The sequence below is a fragment of the Streptomyces solicamelliae genome (genome assembly GCF_045348655.1).
Classification (GTDB): Bacteria; Actinomycetota; Actinomycetes; order Streptomycetales; family Streptomycetaceae; genus Streptomyces; species Streptomyces solicamelliae.
Genome location: NZ_CP160404.1, coordinates 5101730 through 5123926 on the forward strand (window position 1 = coordinate 5101730; position 22197 = coordinate 5123926).

Below are 22197 nucleotides of genomic sequence, written 5' to 3' on the forward strand. Positions count from 1 at the left end.
GGCGGTTGGGGCCCCAGCGGTCGTCGGTGACCGTACGGAGCGCTCTGAAAGATGACATCAGATCGGCACCGGTAGTTCCCAGGCAGTGTGCCTGCACAAGGAAGATCGGACCGGTCACAACTTCGCCGACTTCAGCGCCATGTGGAGGAGGAGGCGGTCCTCGCCGTCGTCGAGGTCGAGGCCGGTGAGGGCCTCGACGCGGGAGAGGCGGTAGTACAGCGTCTGGCGGTGGATGCCCAGGGCCGCCGCGGTCCGGCCGGCCTGGCCGGCGTGGTCGAGGAACTCCTCCGCTGTGCGCGCGAGTTCGGCGTGCGCCGGGGTCAACAGCGGTCCCACGGACGGGTCGTGGGGCGCCGGGGGGAGCGCGGTGAGCAGGCGGTACGGGCCGATGGCCGACCACTGGGCGACCGGCCCGAGCCGGGGCTCGGCCAGGGCGGCCCGGGTCGCGGCGGTCGCCTCGCGCCAGGAGACGTCCAGTTCGGCGAGGCCGCGCCGGGGCGCCGCGAGCCCGGCGACCGCGCCCGGACCGGCCGCGTCGCGCAGCCGCTCCGCCGCGGTGAGCGCCGGCGCGGGGGAGTCGGCGGCCCGCAGGCGCACGAGGACGGCGAGCGCGTGCGACGGCCGGTCCGTCGCGCCGCTCTCCGGATCGCCCGACCCGAGCGGGCGGCCGCGCCCGGAGCGCCTGCCGCCCCCGGCTCCCGGCTCCGCCGGTCCGGGTGCGCCGGACGGTACGGCCGGGGTCCCGGGGACGCCCGGCGCCTGCCAGGGGAGTGCGCTCAGGGCCGCCGCGGCCGGCACCGTACGCGCCGAGGGGCCGCCCTCCGCGGGCCAGGGGGCCACGCACAGCAGCGCGTGCGGCCCGTCCGCCGACGGGCCCAGCGCCGCGCGCAGCGCCGTCAGCGCCATGTCGTACTGCCAGCCGCGCTCGGCGCCCAGCGTCGCCCGCAGCTCCCGGGACAGGTCCGCGCCCGCCCGCTCCTCGTCCGCGAGCAGCGCGCCGATCCGGCCGGCCACCTCCATCGCCGCCGTGAGCTGCTCGTGGGTCGGACCCGGCTCGGCGTCGAGCAGCCACACGTACCCGAGGACCACACCCCGATGGCGCACCGGCAGACAGATGCGGTCCCGGAAGACGCCCGCGTCGGGGGCGGCGGGGATGCGGACCGGGCCGGTCGCCCGGGCGATGCCGAAGCCCTCGAACCAGGCGCGGACGGCCGGGGTGGACTTCCGGGTGAGGATCGAGCGGGTGCGCACCGGGTCCATCGCACTGTCGTCGTCGCTGTCGTGGGCGCCGAAGGCGATCAGGCCGAAGTCCCGGTTCTCCAGCGTGGCCGGCTCGCCGAGCAGCTCGGAGATCTCGTCGACCAGCTCCTGGTAATCGCCCTTCACGCGGCCATTCTCGCACCGCCCGCCGCGTCCTTCAGACATATGTCTGAGATACCGGCCACGGATGCGTGACACCTGTAGATGGCCGAGGATCGGAGCGATCCTTAGGTTTCACGGTGGTTCTTCGTGCTGTTCCCGTTTCGTTCCGTACGGTCGGTTACGGCACCCGTTTCTCCGCATTGTCCTTTGGAGGTGCCCCCGTGCTGGGTCCCCTGATCCTCGCCGCGTCGCGCAGCGACAAGATGCGCCGCTTCGTGTCGGCCGCCCCGGGCACCAAGCAGGTCGTCGCCCGGTTCATCGCCGGCGAGACCGTCGACCAGGTCGTCCCGATCATCCGGGACCTCGCCGACAAGGGCCTGGAACTCACCCTCGACGTCGTCGGCGAGGACATCACGACCGTCGAGCAGTCGTACGCCGCCCGGGACGCCTACCTGGAGCTGATCGCGCGCCTGAAGGAGCTCGAGCTCGGCGAGCGCGCCGAGATGTCGGTGAAGCTGTCGATGTTCGGCCAGTCGCTGGAGGGGGGCCACGAGCTGGCGCTCGCCAACGTCCGGCCCGTCGTCGAGGCCGCCGCCGCCATCGGCACCACGGTCACCCTGGACGCCGAGGACCACACCACCCTCGACTCGATGTTCGCCATCCACGAGGAGCTGCGGAAGGACTTCCCCCAGACCGGCTGCGTCATCCAGGCGTACCTGTACCGCACCGAGGACGACGCCCGCCGCCTCGCCGCCGCCGGCTCCCGCGTCCGCATCGTCAAGGGCGCCTACAAGGAGCCCGCCGAGGTCGCGATCCAGGACAAGGCGGAGATCGACAAGGCGTACGTCCGCATCCTGAAGATCCTGATGGACGGCGAGGGCTACCCGATGATCGGGTCCCACGACCCGCGCCTGATCTCCATCGGCCAGGAGCTCGCCCGCCGCGCCGGGCGCAAGCTGGACGAGTACGAGTTCCAGATGCTGTACGGCATCCGCGGCGAGGAGCACCTCCGCCTCGCCGCCGAGGGCCACCGCATGCGCGTCTACACCGCCTACGGCACCGACTGGTACGGCTACTTCATGCGCCGCCTCGCGGAGAAGCCGGCAAACCTCCTGTTCTTCGCCCGCTCGATCCTCACCAAGGGCTGAGCGATGACGGCCACCGATGGTTTCTGCCGGGGGTCCGGGGGTCGTCCCCCGGGTAGGCGCAGCATGCGTCGCCTCGCGGAGAAGCCGGCCGATCTCCTGTTCTTCGCCCGGTCCATCCTCACCAAGGGCTGAGCCCCACACCCCTCATAAGGAGTTACGAGACTCATGGACGCTGTGACCCAGGTCCCCACTCCCGTCAACGAGCCGGTGCACGGCTACGCCCCCGGTTCGCCCGAGCGCGCCCGGCTCGAGGTCAAGCTCAAGGAGCTGGCCGAGAACCCGCGCGAGCTGCCGATGACCATCGGCGGCGTGAAGCGCATGGGCGGCGGCGAGCGCGTCGACGTCGTGCAGCCGCACAACCACAAGGCCGTCATCGGCACCTTCGCCGGCGCCACCCAGGGCGACGCCCAGGACGCGATCGACGCCGCCCTGGCCGCCGCCCCGGCCTGGCGCGCGATGTCCTTCGACGACCGCGCCGCGATCATCCTGCGCGCCGCCGAGCTGCTGGCCGGCCCGTGGCGCGAGACGCTGGCCGCCTCCACGATGCTCGGCCAGTCGAAGACCGCCCAGCAGGCCGAGATCGACACCCCCTGCGAGCTCGTCGACTTCTGGCGCTTCAACGTGGCGTACGCGCGCCAGATCCTCGCCGAGCAGCCGCCGGCGAACTCCCCGGGCGTGTGGAACCGTCTGGACCACCGCCCGCTGGAGGGCTTCGTCTACGCGATCACGCCGTTCAACTTCACGGCCATCGCGGGCAACCTGCCCACCGCCCCCGCCCTCATGGGCAACGTGGTGGTCTGGAAGCCGTCCCCGACCCAGACCCACTCCGCCGTGCTCCTCATGGAGCTCCTGGAGGAGGCCGGTCTGCCGAAGGGCGTCATCAACCTGGTGACCGGCGACGGCATCGCCGTCTCGGACGTGGCCCTGAACCACCCCGACCTCGCCGGCATCCACTTCACCGGTTCGACCAAGACCTTCCAGCACCTGTGGAAGACGGTCGGCACCAACATCGAGAAGTACCGCTCCTACCCGCGGATCGTCGGCGAGACCGGCGGCAAGGACTTCGTCGTCGCCCACCCGAGCGCCGACCGCGCCGTCCTGAAGACCGCGCTGACCCGCGGCTCCTTCGAGTTCCAGGGCCAGAAGTGCTCCGCGTCCTCGCGTGCGTACGTCCCGGCCTCCATCTGGAACGACGGCTTCGCGGAGGAGTTCGCGGCCGAGGTCGACGGCATCAAGATGGGTGACGTCACCGACCTGACGAACTTCATCGGCGCCGTCATCGACGAGCGTTCCTTCGCCAAGAACAAGGCCGCGATCGACCGTGCGAAGGCCGACCCGACCTGCACGATCGTCGCCGGGGGCACGTACGACGACTCGGAGGGCTACTTCGTCCGCCCGACCGTCATCGTGTGCACGGACCCGGAGAACGAGGTCTTCACGACCGAGTACTTCGGCCCGATCCTCGCGATCCACGTCTACGAGGACGCCGCGTACGACGCGATGCTGACCCAGATGGAGTCGGTCTCGGACTACGCCCTGACCGGCTCGGTCATCTCCGGCGACCGCGCCGCCGCCGCGTACACGATGGAGAAGCTCCGCTTCGCCGCGGGCAACTTCTACATCAACGACAAGTCGACCGGCGCCGTCGTCGGCCAGCAGCCCTTCGGCGGCGGCCGTGCCTCCGGCACCAACGACAAGGCCGGCGCCCCGCAGAACCTGATGCGCTGGACGCTGACCCGTGCCATCAAGGAGACGCTGGTCCCGCCGACCGAGTACGGCTACCCCCACATGGGCTGACGCCCCCCGCCTCCCCGGAGGCTCCTGATCACCGCCCCCCTCCTCGGTCCCCCAACTGAGGACGGGGGCGGTTCTCATGGGGCGGGCTTACGCTGCATGGAGGGGATGACTCGGCGAGGAGGTGCGGTATGCCTGGTTCGACGACCCTCGGCCCCGGGCACGGGGTCGACACGATCGACCACTCCGACGCGCAGCGGATGGCGTCCGTGATGACGGAGCTGCACCGGCTGCTGGCCGCGCCGGCACCGGACGCGCTCACGGACGCTCAGGTCAGAGCCCTGTGCGGGGGTGAGGAACACCACCGCGAGGAGTTCGCCGACTGGGTCGGGCGCGTGGCCGGGCAGCTCCGGGAGGCTACGGCCTGACGCCGACCCGCCGGGCGAGGAAGTCGTCCGTGAGCGCCGCGATCTGCGGGGCGTGGGCCGTCCAGGGCGAAGTGCCCCATGGGCAGCAGGCGGATCTCCGCGTCCGCCAGGTCGCGCCGGAACGCCTCCGCGCCCGCCGGCACGAACACCTCGTCGCCCTCGCCCCGGACGGCGAGCAGCGGCAGGCGGACGAGCCTGGCCGAGCAGGGGCGATTCGCCATATGATCTTGGTCGAACACGGGGTTGACCTCCTCGCGCCTCTTCGGCGCGCCTTCGGGCAGCGCGAAGGGGCGCTTTTTCTGCACGCACACCTTTCCTGGGGGGAAAGACCATGAAGCCTGTCCGCGCGTCCAGAGCCCGGCGCGTCCTCGGCGTCGTCGCGGCCACGATGGCCCTGTTGGCGACCCAGTTCGTCGTCAGCAGCAGCGCCTCCGCCGCGACGACCAACTGGTGGTTCCGCAACGTCAAGACGAACAAGTGCCTCGACGCGGCCGGCACTCACCCGGGCGCCTGGGTCATCCAGTACGACTGCCACTGGGGCCAGAACCAGCTCTGGTACTACTCCACCAACAGCCGCGGCAACTCGGTCATCAAGAACAAGGCCAGCAACCTCTGCCTGTCCATCGACCGGGCCGACGGCAACTACGGCACCCCGCTGGTGCTGTGGTACTGCGACGACAACTGGTCCCAGGAGTGGGGCCGCTGGGAAGCGGGCTGGGCCCCCAACGGCGAGGAGCAGATGGTCTGGCTCTACAGCCCGCACTACGACAACCTGAACCGTCCCCGCGTCGTCGACGTCCCCGCCGGCACCACCCAGAACGGGGCGCGGATGATCACGTGGCCGCAGGGGAGCGCGACGGCGGACTACAACCAGCTGTGGACCGATCACTGGCACAGCTACAGCTGACCCGACCTGTCCGGGCCGACCGGCCGGGCGGTCTCTGCGGGCCGGAAGCGACGTGGTGCACCACGTTGCTGCCGGCCCGTCGTCGTGTCCGCGTTCCCTGCTCCGCCGGAGTGTGACGCGTTCGCCGTCTCAGATAGTAGGAAGTCCGAGTAACTGTGGAGACAGACAGCCGGACCTGTCCTAGCTTTGTAGGAGCCGAACGTCCCGCTCCATCGAGCGAATGGCGGTCGAGAGCGCGCTGCCCCTGTGCAGGCAACCCCTGCGGGCCCGCTCCCCGCCCCTTCCGGCGCCTTCGATCACGCTGATCTTGATCTCAAGGAGTCGATCCCCCATGGCCGCTCAGACCGCCCGCCGCGTCCGCCACTCCGCCAGCCGTCCCAGCGACGACGCCCGCAAGAACGCCGCCGCCGCCCTCCAGCGCGCGCTCGACCGCCGTGACAACGGCGGCGAGACCGGCCACTGAACCCCTGTGTCGCCGGCCGCGAGACGCCGGCCGGCGACACGACCGTCCGCATCGTGGACGTCACCGTGTCAGACGATGGGACGAAGAGTAGGGTGCCGATATGTCTCACAGCATCAATCTCGCAGTGATCCCCGGCGACGGCATCGGCCAGGAGGTCGTGACCCAGGGCCTCAAGGTGCTCTCGGCCGCCCTCCCGCAGGATGTGAAGCTGGAGACCAAGGAGTTCGACTTCGGCGCCCGGCGCTACCACGCCACCGGTGAGACCCTCACCGACGCCGACCTCGACGCCCTGAAGCAGCACGACGCCATCCTGCTCGGCGCCATCGGCGACCCGTCGGTCCCGTCCGGTGTCCTGGAGCGCGGCTTCCTGCTCAAGCTCCGGTTCGCCTTCGACCACCACGTCAACCTGCGGCCGTCCCGGCTCCTGCCCGGCGTCGCGACCCCGCTCGCCGGCCAGCCGGCGATCGACTTCGTCGTGGTCCGCGAGGGCACCGAGGGCCCGTACACCGGCAACGGCGGCACCATCCGCAAGGGCACCGAGCACGAGGTCGCGACCGAGGTCTCGGTCAACACCGCCTTCGGCGTCGAGCGCGTGGTCCGCGACGCCTTCGCCCGCGCCCAGGCCCGCCCGCGCAAGAAGCTCACCCTCGTCCACAAGAACAACGTGCTCACCTTCGCGGGGCACCTGTGGACGAACATCTTCGAGAAGGTGGCCGCGGAGTACCCCGAGGTCACCACGGACTACCTGCACGTCGACGCGGCGACGATCTTCCTCGTCACCGACCCGGCGCGGTTCGACGTGATCGTCACCGACAACCTCTTCGGCGACATCATCACCGACCTCGCCGCGGCCGTCTCCGGCGGCATCGGCGTCGCGGCCTCGGGCAACATCAACCCGAGCCGCGAGTTCCCGTCCATGTTCGAGCCCGTCCACGGCTCCGCACCCGACATCGCGGGCCAGGGCAAGGCCGACCCCACGGCCACCGTCCTGTCCGTCGCGCTCCTCCTGCGCCACCTCGGCCGCGACGCCGAGGCGGTCCGGATCGAGGAGGCCGTCGCGGCCGACCTCGCCGAGCGCGGCACCACGCCCCGTACGACGGAAGAGATCGGCGACGCGCTCGCCGCCCGAGTAGCGAGCTGACCCGACGACTCCACGAAGCCGCCGGGTCGCCCACCGCGCCCGGCGGCTTCACCTGTGCGGCCTCCGGGTGCCACCATCGAACCCTGGGCCGCACTCACCCCCGCTTCCTGCCCCGGCCCCCACGCGCGATAATCGAACGTGGGGCCGCGGCATGCGCAGAAGCTCGGACGTCCTAGCAGTGGCGAGGGCGTGTGTGAGCGCGGTCCGACACACACAACCGGTGAAGGACAAGCACTCATGACGACGCCCACGATCGAGCTCAAGCCCTCCTCCAACCCGCTGTCCGCCGCGGAGCGCGAGGCGATCCTGGCCGACCCCGGATTCGGCCGCCACTTCACCGACCACATGGTGACCATCCGCTGGACCGAGGGCCGCGGCTGGCACGACGGTCAGCTCGTGCCGTACGGCCCGCTCGCCCTCGACCCGGCGACGACCGTCCTGCACTACGCCCAGGAGATCTTCGAGGGCCTGAAGGCCTACCGCCGCCCCGACGGCTCGGTCGCCACCTTCCGCCCCGACGCCAACGCCCGCCGCTTCCAGGCCTCCGCCCGCCGCCTGGCCATGCCCGAGCTGCCGGTCGAGACCTTCATCCAGGCCTGCGACCTGCTCGTCCAGCAGGACAAGGCGTGGGTCCCGGCGCACGGCGGCGAGGCGTCGCTCTACCTGCGCCCGTTCATGATCGGCACCGAGGTCGGCCTGGGCGTCCGCCCCGCCAACGAGTACCTCTTCGTGGTCATCGCCTCCCCGGCCGGCCCGTACTTCCCCGGTGGTGTCAAGCCCGTCTCCATCTGGGCCTCCGAGGACCGCGTCCGCGCCGTCCCCGGCGGCATGGGCGACGCCAAGACCGGCGGCAACTACGCGGCCTCCCTGCTCGCGCAGGCCGAGGCGGCGGCGCAGGGCTGCGACCAGGTCTGCTACCTCGACGCGGTCGAGCACAAGTGGGTCGAGGAACTCGGCGGCATGAACCTGTACTTCGTGTACGGCGGCGGCGAGGGCGGCACCACGAAGATCGTCACCCCGACCCTCACCGGCTCCATCCTCGAGGGCATCACCCGCGACTCCCTCCTCGCCCTCGCCGCCGACCTCGGCTACGAGGTCGAGGAGCGCCGGGTCTCCATCGACGACTGGCAGGGCCACACCGCGGACGGCAGCCTCACCGAGGTCTTCGCCTGCGGCACCGCCGCCGTCATCACCCCGGTCGGCACCGTGAAGTCCGCGCGCGGCGAGTGGCAGCAGTCGGGCGGCCGGCCCGGCGAGGTCACGATGAAGCTGCGCGAAGCGCTGCTCGCCATCCAGACCGGCAAGGCCGAGGACGTCCACGGCTGGACGCACGAGCTGGGCAAGTAAGGCTCACACCTTCGCCGAGACGCCCGGGGCGGTCACCGTCCCGGGCGTCTGCGCGTTCCGGGCGCCCGGCGTCAGCACCGCGTACAGCGCCCCGCCCACCACGCCCGACAGCACGAAGCTGCAGTCCACCCCGCCGGTCAGCGCCAGCAGCGGCCCCTCGTACAGCGGAGTCGACACGGCCGCCAGGCCGACGGCCGCCCCCACCACCCAGCTGAACGTGGCACGCGGATGCCAGCCGGCCGCGAACCAGTACACCCCGCCGCGCGCACGCCGGTTGTACACCTGCAGCGCCTCCGCGTCGTACCCGCCGCGACAGCGGACGTGCCCGATCAGAGTGATCACCGCCCAGGGCGTGCCGATCGCGGTGAGCAGCAGCACGAACGACGTCATCGCCGACTGCGCGTCGGTGAGGAAGTGCCCGAGGAACACGAACGCGGTGGCGACCGCCGCGACGACGAGCGTCGCGGCCGTCCGGCTGGCGCGCGGCAGGATCGCGTCGAGGTCGAGGCCCATCGAGTACAGCATCAGACCCGCGTTGCCGACCGAGCCCGCGGTCGCCGCGATCAGCAGCGGCACCAGGTACCAGGCGGGGGAGGCCGCGACCAGCGGTCCCGCGTAGTCGAGCGCGCCGCGGGCGGCCAGCGCCGTGTACGTGCCGAAGAGCTGAGGAAGCAGCAGCCCGGCGACCAGGCCCAGACAGGTGGCCCGCCACACGGACTTCGAGGTGTGCCGGGCGGGGGAGATGTAGCGCGTGTAGTCGCCGAGCAGCGTGATGAACGCGATCGGCCCGCTCAGCCCGGCGGCCACCGCCGAGAGCACCCAGGTCGGCCAGAACGAGCCGAGCAGGTACGGGGTCTCGGGTACGGCGGCGGTGCCGAAGTCGCCCGCGTACGCGGCCAGGCCCAGCGCGAGCAGCAGGGTCATGCCGACCGCGAGTCCCTTGCTGAGCCGGAGCAGCAGCCGGTAGCCGTACACCGCCGCCACCACCGTGCAGGCGGCCAGGACCGCGTACACGGCGGTGTGCGCGGCGCCGCCGGTGGGCAGTCCGGTGAGCCGGGCGAGGACGCCGACGATCACGTCGCCGCCGATCCACAGCGTCAGTGCCGTGTACCCCAGTGAGAGCAGCAGGCCGACGACCGAGCCGACGAGCCGGCCGCGCACGCCGAAGAAGGCCCCGCTGGAGGTGGACAGGTTGGTCGCGGTGCGCAGCGAGACCAGCGCCAGCGGCGCGGTCACGGCCACGCCGACGAGGGTGCCGGTGACCACGGAGCTCACCGAGGCCCACCAGCCGAGGCCGAAGGAGACCGGGAGCCAGCCGAAGACGATCACGCCCAGGCAGAGGTTGGAGCCGAGCAGGATCGCCACGAGATCCCGCGGTCCGCTGGTGCGTTCCGCCTCGGGGATGGTGTCGACTCCGCGCTGTTCGATCGGCATGAGGTGCACTCCCTGCTCGCCGGAGAATTTGAGTGCTGCTCAATGTGAGCCACTTCTCGGCGACTGTCAACGGTGGTCCCTCTCGTGAGACAACGCGTTCCAAAGTGCCGTCAATGCTTGGCGGACGCGCCGAAAGCATTTAGAGTGACGCTCAAACAGGAGGTGTGAGGACGTGCGACTGACCCCCACAGAGCGCGACCGGCTGCTGCTCTTCGGCGCCGCCGAACTGGCTCGGGCCCGTAAGGCCCGGGGCCTCAGGCTCAATGTCCCCGAGGCGACCGCCCTCATCGCGGACACCGTCTGCGAGGCGGCCCGCGACGGCAAGCGACTCGCCGAGGCGATCGAGGCGGCCCGGTCCGTGCTCGGTCCCGACGACGTGCTGCCCGGCGTCGCCGACGTCGTGACCGAGGTCCATGTCGAGGCCGTCTTCGACGACGGCTCCCGGCTCGCCGTGGTCTCCGCCCCGATCGGCGGCGGCCACCTCGGCGACGCGGCCCCCGGCGCGCTGCTGCCCGCCCCGGCGCACGCCGAACCGGTACCGGCCGTCCGGGTCCGGGTGCACAACACCGCGGCCGTCCCGGTCAGCGTCACCTCCCACTTCCACTTCTTCGAGGCGAACCCGCGCCTCGACTTCGACCGCGCCGCGGCGTACGGGACGCGGCTCTGCATCCCCGCCGGCGCCTCGTTCCGCTTCGACCCGGGCGGCGAGGCCGAGGTGGGCCTGGTGCCGATCGGCGGCGAACGGATCGCGATCGGCTTCGCCGGCCTGGTGGACGGCCCGCTGGACGCCCCCGGCGCGAAGGAGGAGGCCCTGCGGCGCGCGGCGGCCTGCGGCTACCTGGGCGCGGAGAGCGCTGCGGCCGCCGCGGAGGACTCGGCTGCCGCCGCTGCGCAGGACCCGAAGGAGGAGAGCTGATGGACCCGTACGAGTACGCCTCCGTGCACGGCCCCCGCGAGGGCGACCGGGTCGTCCTCGGCGACTCCGGACTCGTCGTCCGGGTCGAGTCGGACTCCCAGAAGCCGGGCGACGAGTTCCTCGCCGGCTTCGGCAAGACCGCCCGCGACGGGCTGCACCTGAAGGCCGCCGCCGTCCGCGACACCTGCGACGTCGTGATCAGCAACGTCCTGCTGATCGACGCCGTCCAGGGCGTCCGGAAGGTGTCGATCGGCATCCGCGAGGGGCGCATCCACGCCATCGGACGGGCCGGCAACCCGGACACCCTCGACGGTGTCGAGGTGGTCGTCGGCACCGGTACGTCCATCGTCTCCGGCGAGGGCCTGATCGCCACCGCCGGCGCGATCGACACCCATGTCCACCTGCTCTCGCCGCGGATCATGGAAGCCTCGCTCGCGAGCGGTGTCACGACGGTGATCGGCCAGGAATTCGGCCCGGTCTGGGGCGTCGGTGTGAACTCGCCCTGGGCGCTCAAGCATGCCTTCAACGCCTTCGACGCCTGGCCGGTCAACATCGGCTTCCTCGGCCGTGGCTCGTCCTCGGACCCGGCGCCGCTCGTCGAGGCGCTCGCGGAGGGCGGCGCGTCCGGCTTCAAGGTGCACGAGGACATGGGCGCGCACACCCGCGCCCTGGACACCGCGCTGCGGGTGGCCGAGGAGCACGACGTCCAGGTGGCGCTGCACAGCGACGGCCTGAACGAGTGCCTGTCGGTCGAGGACACACTGGCCGTGCTGGAGGGCCGGACGATCCACGCCTTCCACATCGAGGGCTGCGGCGGCGGACACGTCCCGAACGTGCTCAAGATGGCCGCCGTGCCCAACGTCATCGGCTCCTCCACCAACCCCACGCTGCCCTTCGGCCGCGACGCGGTCGCCGAGCACTACGGGATGATCGTCTCCGTCCACGACCTGAAGACCGACCTGCCCGGCGACGCCGCGATGGCGCGCGACCGGATCAGGGCCGGGACGATGGGCGCGGAGGACGTCCTGCACGACCTCGGCGCGATCGGCATCACCTCGTCCGACGCGCAGGGGATGGGAAGGGCCGGCGAGACCGTACGCCGGACCTTCGCCATGGCCGGGAAGATGAAGGCCGAGCTGGGCCCGATGGAGGGCGACGGCGCGCACGACGACAACGCGCGCGTGCTGCGCTACATGGCCAAGCTGACCATCAACCCGGCGATCGCCCACGGCCTCGCGCACGAGGTCGGCTCGGTCGAGGTCGGCAAGCTTGCCGACATCGTGCTGTGGCGCCCCGAGTTCTTCGGGGCGAAGCCGCAGTTGGTGCTGAAGTCCGGCTTCCCGGCGTACGGGGTCGTGGGCGACCCGAACGCGGCCACCGACACCTGCGAACCGCTGGTCCTCGGGCCGCAGTTCGGGGCGTACGGGGCCACCCCCGCCGACATCTCCGTGGCCTTCGTCGCCCAGGCCGCCGTCGACCTCGGCTCCGACCGGATGCCGACCCGGCGCCGGCGCGTGGCGGTCCGCGGCACCCGCGGCATCGGCCCGGCGGACCTGCGGCTCAACTCCCGGATCGGTGACGTCCAGGTCGACGGCCGCACGGGGCTGGTCTCGCTGGACGGCGACCCGATCCGCTCGGAGGCGGCGGAGCGGATGACGCTGAACCGCCTCTACTTCCTCTGACACTCAAGCCCAGAACACCGAGGACCCTCGATGACCTACCGCATGCCCCCCGAGTGGGCCCCGCACGAGCGCACGTGGATGGCCTGGCCCGGCCCCAACCCGACCTTCACCAACGACGAGGAGCTGGCCGAGGCCCGCGCCGCCTGGGCGACCGTGGCCCGCGCGGTACGCCGCTTCGAGCCGGTGACGATGGTGCACGGCCCGGGCCAGGGCGACTCGGCACGCGAACTGCTCGGCGACGACATCGAGTTGCTGGAGCGGGAACTCGACGACGCGTGGATGCGCGACATCGGCCCCACGTTCGTCAAGGACGAGGAGGGCCGACTGGCCGCCGTGGACTGGGTGTTCAACGGTTGGGGCGCCCAGGACTGGGCCCGCTGGGAGCACGACTCCAAGATCGCCCGCCATGTCGCGGACGAGGCGGAGGTCCCCGTACTGAGCAGCAGCCTCGTCAACGAGGGCGGAGCGATACACGTCGACGGCGAAGGCACGGTCCTGCTGACGGACACCGTCCAGCTCGGCGCGGGCCGCAACCCGGAGTGGACCCGTGAGCAGGTCGAGGCGGAGATCCACGCCAAGCTCGGCACGACCACGGCGATCTGGCTCCCGCACGGCCTGGCCGGCGACTACGGCATGTACGGCACCCAGGGCCACGTCGACATCGTCGCCGCCTTCGCCCGCCCCGGCACCGTCCTCGTCCACAGCCAGCAGGACCCGGCGCACCCGGACTACGTCCGCTCGAAGACGTACGTGGACCTGCTGCGCGGCCGGACGGACGCGCAGGGCCGTCCGCTGGAGGTCATCGAGGTCCCGGCCCCGACGGTCCTGAAGGACGAGGAGGGCGACTGGGTCGACTACTCGTACATCAACCACTACCTGTGCAACGGCGGCGTGGTCCTGTGCGCCTTCGACGACCCGCACGACGAGGTCGCCGCGGAGATCTTCCGCCGCCTCTTCCCCGAGCGCACGGTCACCCTGGTCGACGCCCGCCCCATCTTCGCCGGCGGCGGCGGCATCCACTGCATCACCCAGCAGCAGCCGGCGGTGTGACGGCGGGGGAGGGGCGGGCGCCCTCGGGCCCGGGGATCAGGGAAGCCCGGAGGCCGGAGGGAACCGCCCCTTCCGTGTGGCCCCTCCGCAGTCGCCGCACGACACGATCACGGTCCCCTCGTACACGACCGCGACGGTGTTGCGCCCCCGGCACTCCCGGCACGACGACCGGTCGAACCGCTCCCGCAACCGCGCGAACGCCGCCCCGACCCGGTCCGCGTTCACGCGACGGCTACGGCGGCCGCCGCCCGCTCCATCTCCGCCTCGTCGGCCCGCAGATGGTCGAACTCACCGGCCGCGGCCCCGTCGAGGAACTTGGTGAACTCCGCCCGGCTGAAGTACAGCACCGGGGCGGCCGGATCCTTGTCGTCCGAGAGCGCGACCATCCGCGTCCCGTCCGCGATGTGGGGGTGCGGGTGCCCCTGCGCGACGGGCGCCTCGGCCACGATCACGCAGTCCTTGAGAATCGGATCGAGATCCGTCCGACTGGATTTGCGCCACGCGAGCCCGGGCGCGTTGAGATTCTCGTACGGCTTCGTCGTGACGCCGTTGCTGATGGTTCCTGCCTCGGTCATGGTCGCTCCTGAGGTGTGTGCTGCTCGGCGCAGGGGCTGTCCCCCGCCGTGGAATACGTGCCGGACCCCCGCCCCGTCTCGATCACCGGCGACCAGGAAGTTGCAGGCGGGTGCGTGCGGGAGCGCGCAGGGCTCCTGCGCCGACGCCGACCGTGCCCCGGCCGAGCCATGAGGTAGAACGTACGAGTGAGTCAGAGCAGCAACCCGGCCCCCCAGCCCCGCCGCCGGCATCAGGCCGCGCCGCCGCGTGAGGACGTGCTCGCGGCTGCCATGGACACGATCGCCGAGCGGGGGCTCGACGGGCTGACCATGGCCGGGCTCGGGCGGGAGGTCGGGATGAGCAGCGGGCATCTGCTCTACTACTTCCGCACCAAGGACGAGCTGCTGCTGCAGACCCTGGAGTGGAGCGAGGGGCGGCTCGGGGCGGAGCGCGGGGCGCTGTTGTCGCGGGCCGGTACCGCGCGCGAGCGGCTCGACGGGTACGTCGACGTGTACGTGCCCGACGGGCCCCGCGACCCGCACTGGACCCTCTGGCTGGAGGTCTGGAACCGCTCGCAGAACGCCGACGACGACGCCCGCGCCCGCCAGGCCGCCATCGAGGGCGCCTGGCACCGCGACCTCGTCGCGCTGCTCGCCGAGGGTGTCTCGCGCGGCGAGTTCCGCGCCGTCGACCCGGACCGGTTCGCCACCCGGATGCGCGCGCTGCTCGACGGTTTCAGCGTGCACGTGGCGGTCGGGATTCCCGGTACCGGGCGGGAGCAAGTCCTGGCGCACGTACGGGAGTTCATCCGCGACGAACTGCTGCCGCGACCGTAACGCACGCAAGTACTCCCGATCGTTGCCCGTTGCACCCTTGTTGACCCGTCGTCACCTCCGGCACGGTTCCGGTCCATGGGACGAGAGCACTGGAAGAAGATCTGGGTCGGTTCGGCCGGCAACATGGTCGAATGGTTCGACTGGTTCGTGTACGCGAGCTTCGCCACGTACTTCGCGGGAGCGTTCTTCCCCGAGGGCAATGACACCGCCAAACTCATGAACACCGCCGGCATCTTCGCCGTCGGCTTCTTCATGCGCCCCGTCGGCGGCTGGCTGCTCGGCCGGGTCGGCGACCGCAAGGGCCGCAAGGCGGCGCTCACCCTCACCGTCACGCTGATGTCGGCCTCCGCCGTACTGATCGCCGTCGCGCCCACGTACGCCGTCGCCGGCTACGGCGGCGCGGCCGTCCTGCTCATCGCCCGGCTGCTGCAGGGCCTCTCGGTCGGCGGCGAGTACGCCGCCAGCGCCACGTACCTCACCGAGGCCTCCGCCCCGCAGCACCGCGGCTTCGCCTCCAGCTTCCAGTACGTGTCGATGACGGTGGGCCAGATCGTGGGTCTCGGCCTGCAGATCGTCCTGCAGCGCACCATGTCCGCCGAGGCGCTGCACAGCTGGGGCTGGCGCATCCCGTTCATCATCGGCGCGCTCGGCGCGGCGGTCGTCTTCTATCTGCGCCGCAACATGCTGGAGACCGAGGTCTACGAGGAGACCGCCGACGCCGGTGTCGCGCGCGGCGAGAAGGGCACGATCAAGGCCCTGTGGGCGCACAAGCGCGAGGCGTTCCTCGTCATCGCCCTGACCATGGGCGGCACCGTCGCGTACTACACGTACACCACGTACCTCACGAAGTACCTGTCCAACTCCGCCGGGCTGCCCAAGCAGACCGCCACCCTGGTCTCCTTCTGCGCGCTGATCGTCTTCGCCTGCCTCCAGCCGCTCGCCGGCCGGCTCTCCGACCGCATCGGCCGCCGCCCGCTGCTGATCACCTTCGCCCTCGGTTCGACCTTCCTCACCGTGCCGATCATGACGATGCTCCAGCACGCCGGCTCCTTCTGGCCGGCCCTGGGCCTGTCCCTGCTCGCCCTGGTCGTCGTCACCGGCTACACCTCGATCAACGCCTGCGTGAAGGCCGAGCTGTTCCCGACCGGGATCCGCGCCCTGGGCGTGGCCCTGCCGTACGCCATCGCCAACGCGCTGTTCGGCGGCACCGCCGAGTACGTGGCCCTGTGGTTCAAGGACTCCGGCATCGAGTCCGGCTACTACTGGTACGTCGCGGGCTGCGCGGCCGTCTCGCTGGTCGTCTACCTGACGATGCGGGAGACCCGGGACATCGACCTCGCGCGGGTGGGGGCGGAGAGGCACCCCGCCGTCGAGCCGACGTCCGCCGTCAAGCCCGTCCAGGCCTGAGAGCAGAGGGCAGCGCGCCGTCGTCTCGGCGCGCTGCCCGCATCGTGAGACCGCCGTCCCGCGCGTCGCGGGCGTGTGGCAGACTGCCGCCGTGCTTGCTACCACCATGATTATGGGCAGCAGCGCGCCGGTCCGCAGTGAACGCTGAACCGTGGCTCGACCCCCGCGGCAGTGCACACCGTGCCCCAGACCCGCGCGCAGACCTCTCGCACCCGCGAGGGGTTTTTTCGTTTTCCGGCCCCACCGAGGCCGGAAGACGTCCGCGCGTGAAAATGGGGGCAAGTGGATCCATACCGTCCGGACCCACATCCGACAGGAGCCAACACAGTCATGAGCACGGAGACCGACGAGACCTCGCGCGTCGACGACAGCTTCCACGTCTTCGACACCACGCTGCGCGACGGCGCGCAGCGTGAAGGCATCAACCTCACCGTCGCCGACAAGCTGACCATCGCCCGGCACCTGGACGACTTCGGCGTGGGCTTCATCGAGGGCGGCTGGCCCGGCGCGAACCCGCGGGACACCGAGTTCTTCGCCCGCGCCCGGCAGGAGATCGACTTCAAGCACGCGCAGCTCGTGGCCTTCGGCGCCACCCGCCGCGCCGGCGGCAACGCCGCCGAGGACCCGCAGGTCAAGGCGCTCCTGGACTCCGGCGCCCCGGTGATCACGCTGGTCGCCAAGTCGCACGACAAGCACGTCGAGCTGGCGCTGCGCACCACCCTGGACGAGAACCTGGCGATGGTCCGCGACACCGTCTCGTACCTGCGCGGTCAGGGCCGCCGGGTCTTCGTCGACTGCGAGCACTTCTTCGACGGCTACAAGGCGAACCCCGAGTACGCCAAGGCCGTCGTCCGCGCCGCGCACGAGGCCGGGGCCGACGTCGTCGTCCTGTGCGACACCAACGGCGGCATGCTGCCCGCCCAGGTCCAGGCCGTCGTCGCCACCGTGCTCGCCGACACCGGCGCCCGGCTCGGCATCCACGCCCAGGACGACACCGGCTGCGCGGTGGCCAACACCCTCGCCGCCGTCGACGCCGGCGCCACGCACGTCCAGTGCACCGCGAACGGCTACGGCGAGCGGGTCGGCAACGCCAACCTGTTCCCGGTGGTCGCCGCGCTGGAGCTCAAGTACGGCAAGCGGGTGCTGCCCGCGGGCGCCCTCGCCGAGATGACCCGGATCTCGCACGCCATCGCCGAGGTCGTCAACCTGACGCCCTCGACGCACCAGCCGTACGTGGGCGTCTCCGCGTTCGCCCACAAGGCCGGGCTGCACGCCTCCGCGATCAAGGTCGACCCGGACCTGTACCAGCACATCGACCCCGAACTCGTCGGCAACACCATGCGGATGCTGGTCTCCGACATGGCCGGCCGGGCCTCCATCGAGCTCAAGGGCAAGGAGCTCGGCGTGGACCTCGGCGGCGACCGCGAGCTGGTCGCCCGGGTCGTCGAGCGGGTCAAGGAGCGCGAGCTCAAGGGCTACACGTACGAGGCCGCCGACGCCTCCTTCGAGCTGCTGATGCGCGCGGAGGTCGAGGGCCGGGCCCGCCGTTACTTCCGTACCGAGTCCTGGCGCGCCATCGTCGAGGACCGGCCCGACGGCACGCACGCCAACGAGGCGACCGTGAAGCTGTGGGCCAAGGGCGAGCGGATCGTCGCCACCGCCGAGGGCAACGGCCCGGTCAACGCGCTGGACCGGGCGATGCGGGTGGCGCTGGAGCGGATCTACCCGCAGCTCGCCAAGTTCGAGCTGATCGACTACAAGGTCCGCATCCTCGAGGGCCGGCACGGCACCGAGTCGACGACCCGTGTGCTCGTCACCACGAGCGACGGCAACGCCGAGTGGGCGACGGTCGGCGTCGGCGAGAACGTGATCGCCGCGTCCTGGCAGGCGCTCGAAGACGCGTTCACCTACGGCCTCCTCCGGGCGGGAATCGACCCCGCCGAGTAGCCCGGCAGCAGGCCCGCAGCGCGTCGTACCGGCCCTCCGGGGCCGGTACGCCCCAGCATGTGCGCTATGGGTAGCAGTCATACGTTCCATACGGTTTCGCCCCCCTTCCTCGCCGACAGGCGGCCGCGCACCGTGGCCGCCGGCGCGACCGTCGCCGCCGTCCTCACCGGCTGTCTCACCGCGACGACCGCGACCACCACCACGGCCGCCGCCGCGACCGGCGTACGGGTCACCGCGCCCGCCGTCACCACGGTCGCCGAGGGCGGCACCGCACAGGTCCGCCTCACCCTCAAGGCCGCCGGGCGGCTGAAGCGCCCGGTGACCGTGCGCTGGCGCACCGCCGCCCCGAAGGGCCGCACCGTCGCCGCCGCGGCGGCGGTCGCCGGCCGGGACTACCGGGCCGGCTCCGGCACCGTCACCTTCCCGGCGGGCAGCGCCCCCGGCACGGTACGGACCGTGCCCGTCCGCACCGTCCGCGACAGCGCCGCCGAGACGGCCGAGACGGTACGCGTCGCGCTGGACGTCACCGGGGCGCCGCGGCCCGCCGTCGAGCCCGAGGTCGTGGTCGACGCCCACGGGCTGCCGTACCTGAACCGGAGCCTGCCGGTGCGGCAGCGGGTCACCGACCTGCTCGGCCGGATGACCCTCGCCGAGAAGGTCGGCCAGATGACCCAGGCCGGCCGGAACACCCTCGCCGCCCGGCAGGACATCGCCGACCAGGCCCTTGGCTCCGTGATCTACGAGGGCGAACCCGACGGAAGGGCCGGGCAGACCCCCGCCGGCTGGCGCGCGGTCACCGACGGCTACCAGAAGTACTCGCGCGCCACCCGGCTGCAGATCCCGCTGATGCTCGCCGCCGACGCCCTGCACGGCCACGCCTTCGTCAAGGGCGCCACGGTCATGCCTCACAACATCGGCCTCGGCGCGACCCGCGACGCCGCCCTCGTGGAACGGCTCGCCGCGATCACCGCGAAGGAGGCCCGGGCCACCGGCATCTCCTGGAACTTCGCGCCCTGCGTCTGCGTGGTGCGCGACGTGCGCTGGGGCCGCGTCTACGAGTCCTTCGGCGAGAGCCCCGACCTGGTCTCGGAGATGGCGGTCGCCGTCCGCGGCCTCCAGGGCGCGGACGGCGGCCGGGACCTCGCCCGCAACGACAAGGTCCTCGCCACCGCCAAGCACTTCATCGGCGACGGCGGCACCGCGTACGGCTCCGGCCGCCCGCCGTACGTCATCGACCAGGGCGTCACCCGCGTCGACCGGCGCGAGCTGGAGACCCTCCACCTCGCCCCGTTCCGCGCGGCGATCGCCCAGGGCACCGGCGCGGTCATGACCTCCTTCTCCTCCCTGGAGCTCACCGGTGAGCGCAGCGGGCCGGTGAAGATGCACGCCCACCAGGAGATGGTCGGCGGCCTGCTCAAGCGGGACCTCGGCTTCCGCGGGATCGTGGTCAGCGACTGGGAGGCCGTCGACCAGATGGACGGCGACGCGGTCACTGACGTACGGAACGCGGTCAACGCCGGCATCGACATGAACACCGCCCCGCTGACGTACAAGGAGTTCGGCCGGATCGTGCGCGACGAGGTCGCCGCGGGCCGGATCGCGCAGTCGCGGGTCGACGACGCCGTGAGCCGGGTCCTGGAGCAGAAGTTCCGGCTGGGCCTGTTCGAGAAGCCGTACGCGGACACCGCGAACCTCTCCTCGGTCGGCTCCGCCGCGCACCGCGCCGCGGCCCGCGAGGCGGTCGCCAAGTCTCAGGTGCTGTTGAGGAACGACGGGAACGTGCTGCCGCTGCGCACCGGGCAGCGCGTGTACGTGGCCGGCTCCAACGCGAACAACCTGTCCCACCAGGTGGGCGGCTGGACCATCGGCTGGCAGGGCACGCAGGGCCGGGCGATCCCGGGCACCACGATCCTGCAGGGCATGCGCAGGGCAGCCCCCAGTGCGGAGATCACGTACTCGGAGAAGGCCGCGGCGCCGACCGCCGGCCACGACGTGGGCGTGGTCGTCGTCGGCGAGACGCCGTACGCGGAGGGCCGGGGCGACGTCGGCGTCAACGGGCACGACCTGGAGCTGTCGGCGGCGGACCGGAAGGCCGTGGACACGGTCTGCAGGGCGATGAAGTGCGCGGTCCTGATCGTCTCGGGCCGTCCGCAGTTCGTCGACCGGCTCTCCGGGGTCGACGCGCTGGTCGCCTCCTGGCTGCCGGGCAGCGAGGGCGACGGCGTCGCGGACGTGCTGTACGGCCGCCGGGGCTTCACCGGCCGGCTGCCGCTGAGCTGGCCGAAGTCGACCAGCACGCTCCCGCTGACCGCGGACCGGCACCCGTACGAGCCGCAGTTCGCGTTCGACTGGGGCCTGACGACGAGGGCGACGGCGGGCTGACGCCCCGCGACGGCGGTCGATGGCCCCGGGCTGACGTCCTCCCCGTACCCGGCGGGATGTCTGAATTGCTCCATTTGGGGTAACTCGGGGGTATGAGGACGAGCCGCATACCCGTACTGGCGGCCCTCGCCGGGCTGGCCCTGATGCTGTTCGTGCTCCTGGCGCCCGCCGCGGGCGCCAGGGCCACGGGCATCCAGGACGCGGCCGCGGCCCTGAAACAGGGCCCGGTCTACGTCCACCCAGACGCGTCCGACCAGCTCACCCAGGCCCAGGCGGACGCGCTCGCCCAGAAGATCGAGAACGCCGACAAGCCGGTCTTCGTGGCCGTGCTGCCCGATACCTCCGAGTTCCCCGAGCAGAACCTGCTGCGCGATCTGCGCACCCAGACCGGCGTGACCGGTCTGTACGGGGTCCGGCTCGGCGACCAGTTCGACGCGGGCGCCGACAGCTCCGTGATGTCGCGCGACGCCGTGCAGAACCTGGTGAGCTCGGTCACCGGACCCGGTGTGGACGCGAACACCCAGCTGAACAACTTCGTCGACCAGGCCCTGCCGGTGGCCGGCGGCTCCGCGCCCGCCACCTGGAGCGACGGCTCGGCCGCCTCCGACGGCGTGCCGGTCGGCGGCCTGATCACCCTCGGCGCGGTCGTGGCGGCCGGCGGCGCGGGCGCGTACGCGATCGTCCGGCGCAACCGGAAGCGCAAGGAGGAAGAGGAGCGCGAGGCCCTGGAGAAGCTGCGGGTCGTGGTCGACGAGGACATCACCGCCTTCGGCGAGGAGCTCGAACGGCTGGACTTCCACCCCTCCGAGAAGGGCGCGGACGACGCGATGCGGGCCGACTACGAGCGCTCCCTCGACGCCTACGACAAGGCGAAGTCCCTGATGGGCTCGGCGCAGCATCCGCACGACGTACGAGGGGTGACCCAGCAGGTGGAGGACGGCCGCTTCGCGCTGGCCGTGCTCGCCGCCCGTCGGGAGCACCGGGCGCTGCCGGAGCGCCGGCCGCCCTGCTTCTTCGACCCGCGGCACGGCCCCTCCACGGCGGACCGCACCTGGTCGCCGGCCGGCGGCTCGTCCCGGGAGGTCCCGGTCTGCGCCGCCGACGCGGCCCGCCTCGACGAGGGCCGGGACCCCGAGGCCCGTACGGTCGAGACCGCGACCGGCCGCCGCCCGTACTGGGAGGCGGGTCCGGCGTACGGCCCCTGGGCGGGCGGCTACTTCGGCGGCGGCCTGCTGCCCGGCCTGCTGGTGGGCACCATGCTCGGCTCGATGCTCTCCACCCCCGCGTACGCGGGCGAGTACGGCGGCAACGAGTTCGAGGGCGGTGACTTCTCCGGTGCCGACTTCAGCTCCGGCGATTTCGGCGGCTCCGACTTCGGCGGCGGAGGCGGCTTCGACGGCGGTGGGTTCGGTGGTGGCGACTTCGGTGGCGGCGGCTTCTAGCGGGACGGGCCGGCCG

The 22197-nt window shown here is 72.0% G+C and carries 19 protein-coding genes; 16 read left to right on the forward strand and 3 right to left on the reverse strand.

The genetic code is table 11. From position 1 onward, the window contains the following. Positions 1–114: 114 nt before the first annotated feature. Positions 115–1386: a PucR family transcriptional regulator gene (locus tag ABZO31_RS23840; RefSeq protein WP_406863316.1), complete on the reverse strand. Its 1272-nt coding sequence runs from the start codon at positions 1384–1386 to the stop codon at positions 115–117. Between the two features lie 197 nt (positions 1387–1583). Here ABZO31_RS23840 and ABZO31_RS23845 point away from each other — a divergent pair, with 197 nt between their 5' ends. The 8 genes from ABZO31_RS23845 to ABZO31_RS23880 all read left to right on the forward strand — a co-directional run bounded on the left by ABZO31_RS23845 (position 1584) and on the right by ABZO31_RS23880 (position 8530). Continuing rightward, on the forward strand, positions 1584–2510 hold the full coding sequence (locus tag ABZO31_RS23845) for a proline dehydrogenase family protein (protein WP_406863317.1): 927 nt from the start codon (positions 1584–1586) through the stop codon (positions 2508–2510). A gap of 165 nt (positions 2511–2675) precedes the next feature. Next, positions 2676–4307 carry an L-glutamate gamma-semialdehyde dehydrogenase gene (gene pruA, locus ABZO31_RS23850; RefSeq protein ID WP_406863318.1) on the forward strand — a complete coding sequence of 544 codons (1632 nt, stop codon included), beginning with the start codon at positions 2676–2678 and terminating at the stop codon, positions 4305–4307. 128 nt (positions 4308–4435) lie between these two features. Then, positions 4436–4672 (forward strand): hypothetical protein, encoded by a 237-nt coding sequence (locus ABZO31_RS23855; RefSeq protein ID WP_406863319.1) that lies wholly within the window; start codon positions 4436–4438, stop codon positions 4670–4672. Positions 4673–4701: 29 nt separating this feature from the next. Then, a complete protein-coding gene (locus ABZO31_RS23860; protein ID WP_406863320.1) occupies positions 4702–5007 on the forward strand; it encodes a hypothetical protein in 306 nt (101 codons plus the stop codon). Next, positions 5004–5579 (forward strand): RICIN domain-containing protein, encoded by a 576-nt coding sequence (locus ABZO31_RS23865; RefSeq protein ID WP_406863321.1) that lies wholly within the window; start codon positions 5004–5006, stop codon positions 5577–5579. Before ABZO31_RS23860 ends, ABZO31_RS23865 begins: the two co-directional genes overlap by 4 nt. A 331-nt stretch (positions 5580–5910) precedes the next feature. Continuing rightward, complete coding sequence (locus ABZO31_RS23870; RefSeq protein ID WP_393643578.1) at positions 5911–6042, forward strand: hypothetical protein; 132 nt, start codon at positions 5911–5913, stop codon at positions 6040–6042. Positions 6043–6142: 100 nt separating this feature from the next. Then, positions 6143–7183: a 3-isopropylmalate dehydrogenase gene (locus ABZO31_RS23875; protein ID WP_406863322.1), complete on the forward strand. Its 1041-nt coding sequence runs from the start codon at positions 6143–6145 to the stop codon at positions 7181–7183. Between the two features lie 237 nt (positions 7184–7420). Further along, complete coding sequence (locus tag ABZO31_RS23880; RefSeq protein ID WP_406863323.1) at positions 7421–8530, forward strand: branched-chain amino acid aminotransferase; 1110 nt, start codon at positions 7421–7423, stop codon at positions 8528–8530. 3 nt (positions 8531–8533) lie between these two features. Here the strand turns inward: ABZO31_RS23880 and ABZO31_RS23885 are convergent, their stop codons facing one another. Beyond that, the gene (locus ABZO31_RS23885; protein WP_406863324.1) at positions 8534–9964 is read right to left on the reverse strand and encodes a cytosine permease; all 1431 of its coding nucleotides are present in this window, start codon (positions 9962–9964) and stop codon (positions 8534–8536) included. A 172-nt stretch (positions 9965–10136) separates the two neighbouring features. On the opposite strand from ABZO31_RS23885, the gene ureA reads away from it, so the two are divergent. Genes ureA through ABZO31_RS23900 form a run of 3 tightly spaced genes read left to right on the forward strand, consistent with a single transcriptional unit; the run spans position 10137 to position 13612 of the window. Beyond that, on the forward strand, positions 10137–10880 hold the full coding sequence (ureA, locus tag ABZO31_RS23890; RefSeq protein WP_406863325.1) for an urease subunit gamma: 744 nt from the start codon (positions 10137–10139) through the stop codon (positions 10878–10880). Then, the gene (locus ABZO31_RS23895) at positions 10880–12562 is read left to right on the forward strand and encodes an urease subunit alpha (RefSeq protein ID WP_406863326.1); all 1683 of its coding nucleotides are present in this window, start codon (positions 10880–10882) and stop codon (positions 12560–12562) included. Before ureA ends, ABZO31_RS23895 begins: the two co-directional genes overlap by 1 nt. Before the next feature lie 30 nt (positions 12563–12592). Continuing rightward, complete coding sequence (locus ABZO31_RS23900) at positions 12593–13612, forward strand: agmatine deiminase family protein (RefSeq protein WP_406863327.1); 1020 nt, start codon at positions 12593–12595, stop codon at positions 13610–13612. A gap of 221 nt (positions 13613–13833) precedes the next feature. On the opposite strand, the gene ABZO31_RS23905 is transcribed toward ABZO31_RS23900, so the two are convergent. Further along, complete coding sequence (locus ABZO31_RS23905) at positions 13834–14187, reverse strand: DUF397 domain-containing protein (RefSeq protein ID WP_406863328.1); 354 nt, start codon at positions 14185–14187, stop codon at positions 13834–13836. Positions 14188–14457: 270 nt separating this feature from the next. On the opposite strand from ABZO31_RS23905, the gene ABZO31_RS23910 reads away from it, so the two are divergent. The 5 genes from ABZO31_RS23910 (at position 14458) to ABZO31_RS23930 (ending at position 22181) form a co-directional block, all read left to right on the forward strand. Continuing rightward, positions 14458–15003 (forward strand): TetR/AcrR family transcriptional regulator, encoded by a 546-nt coding sequence (locus tag ABZO31_RS23910; protein WP_406865451.1) that lies wholly within the window; start codon positions 14458–14460, stop codon positions 15001–15003. A gap of 75 nt (positions 15004–15078) precedes the next feature. Continuing rightward, positions 15079–16410, forward strand: coding sequence for an MFS transporter (locus ABZO31_RS23915; RefSeq protein WP_406863329.1), 1332 nt, complete (start codon positions 15079–15081; stop codon positions 16408–16410). A 330-nt stretch (positions 16411–16740) separates the two neighbouring features. Then, positions 16741–18357, forward strand: a complete 1617-nt coding sequence (cimA, locus tag ABZO31_RS23920) for a citramalate synthase (protein ID WP_406863330.1) — start codon at positions 16741–16743, stop codon at positions 18355–18357. Between the two features lie 66 nt (positions 18358–18423). After that, complete coding sequence (locus ABZO31_RS23925; protein ID WP_406863331.1) at positions 18424–20739, forward strand: glycoside hydrolase family 3 N-terminal domain-containing protein; 2316 nt, start codon at positions 18424–18426, stop codon at positions 20737–20739. A gap of 92 nt (positions 20740–20831) precedes the next feature. Further along, positions 20832–22181: a hypothetical protein gene (locus ABZO31_RS23930; protein WP_406863332.1), complete on the forward strand. Its 1350-nt coding sequence runs from the start codon at positions 20832–20834 to the stop codon at positions 22179–22181. Positions 22182–22197: the final 16 nt, after the last annotated feature.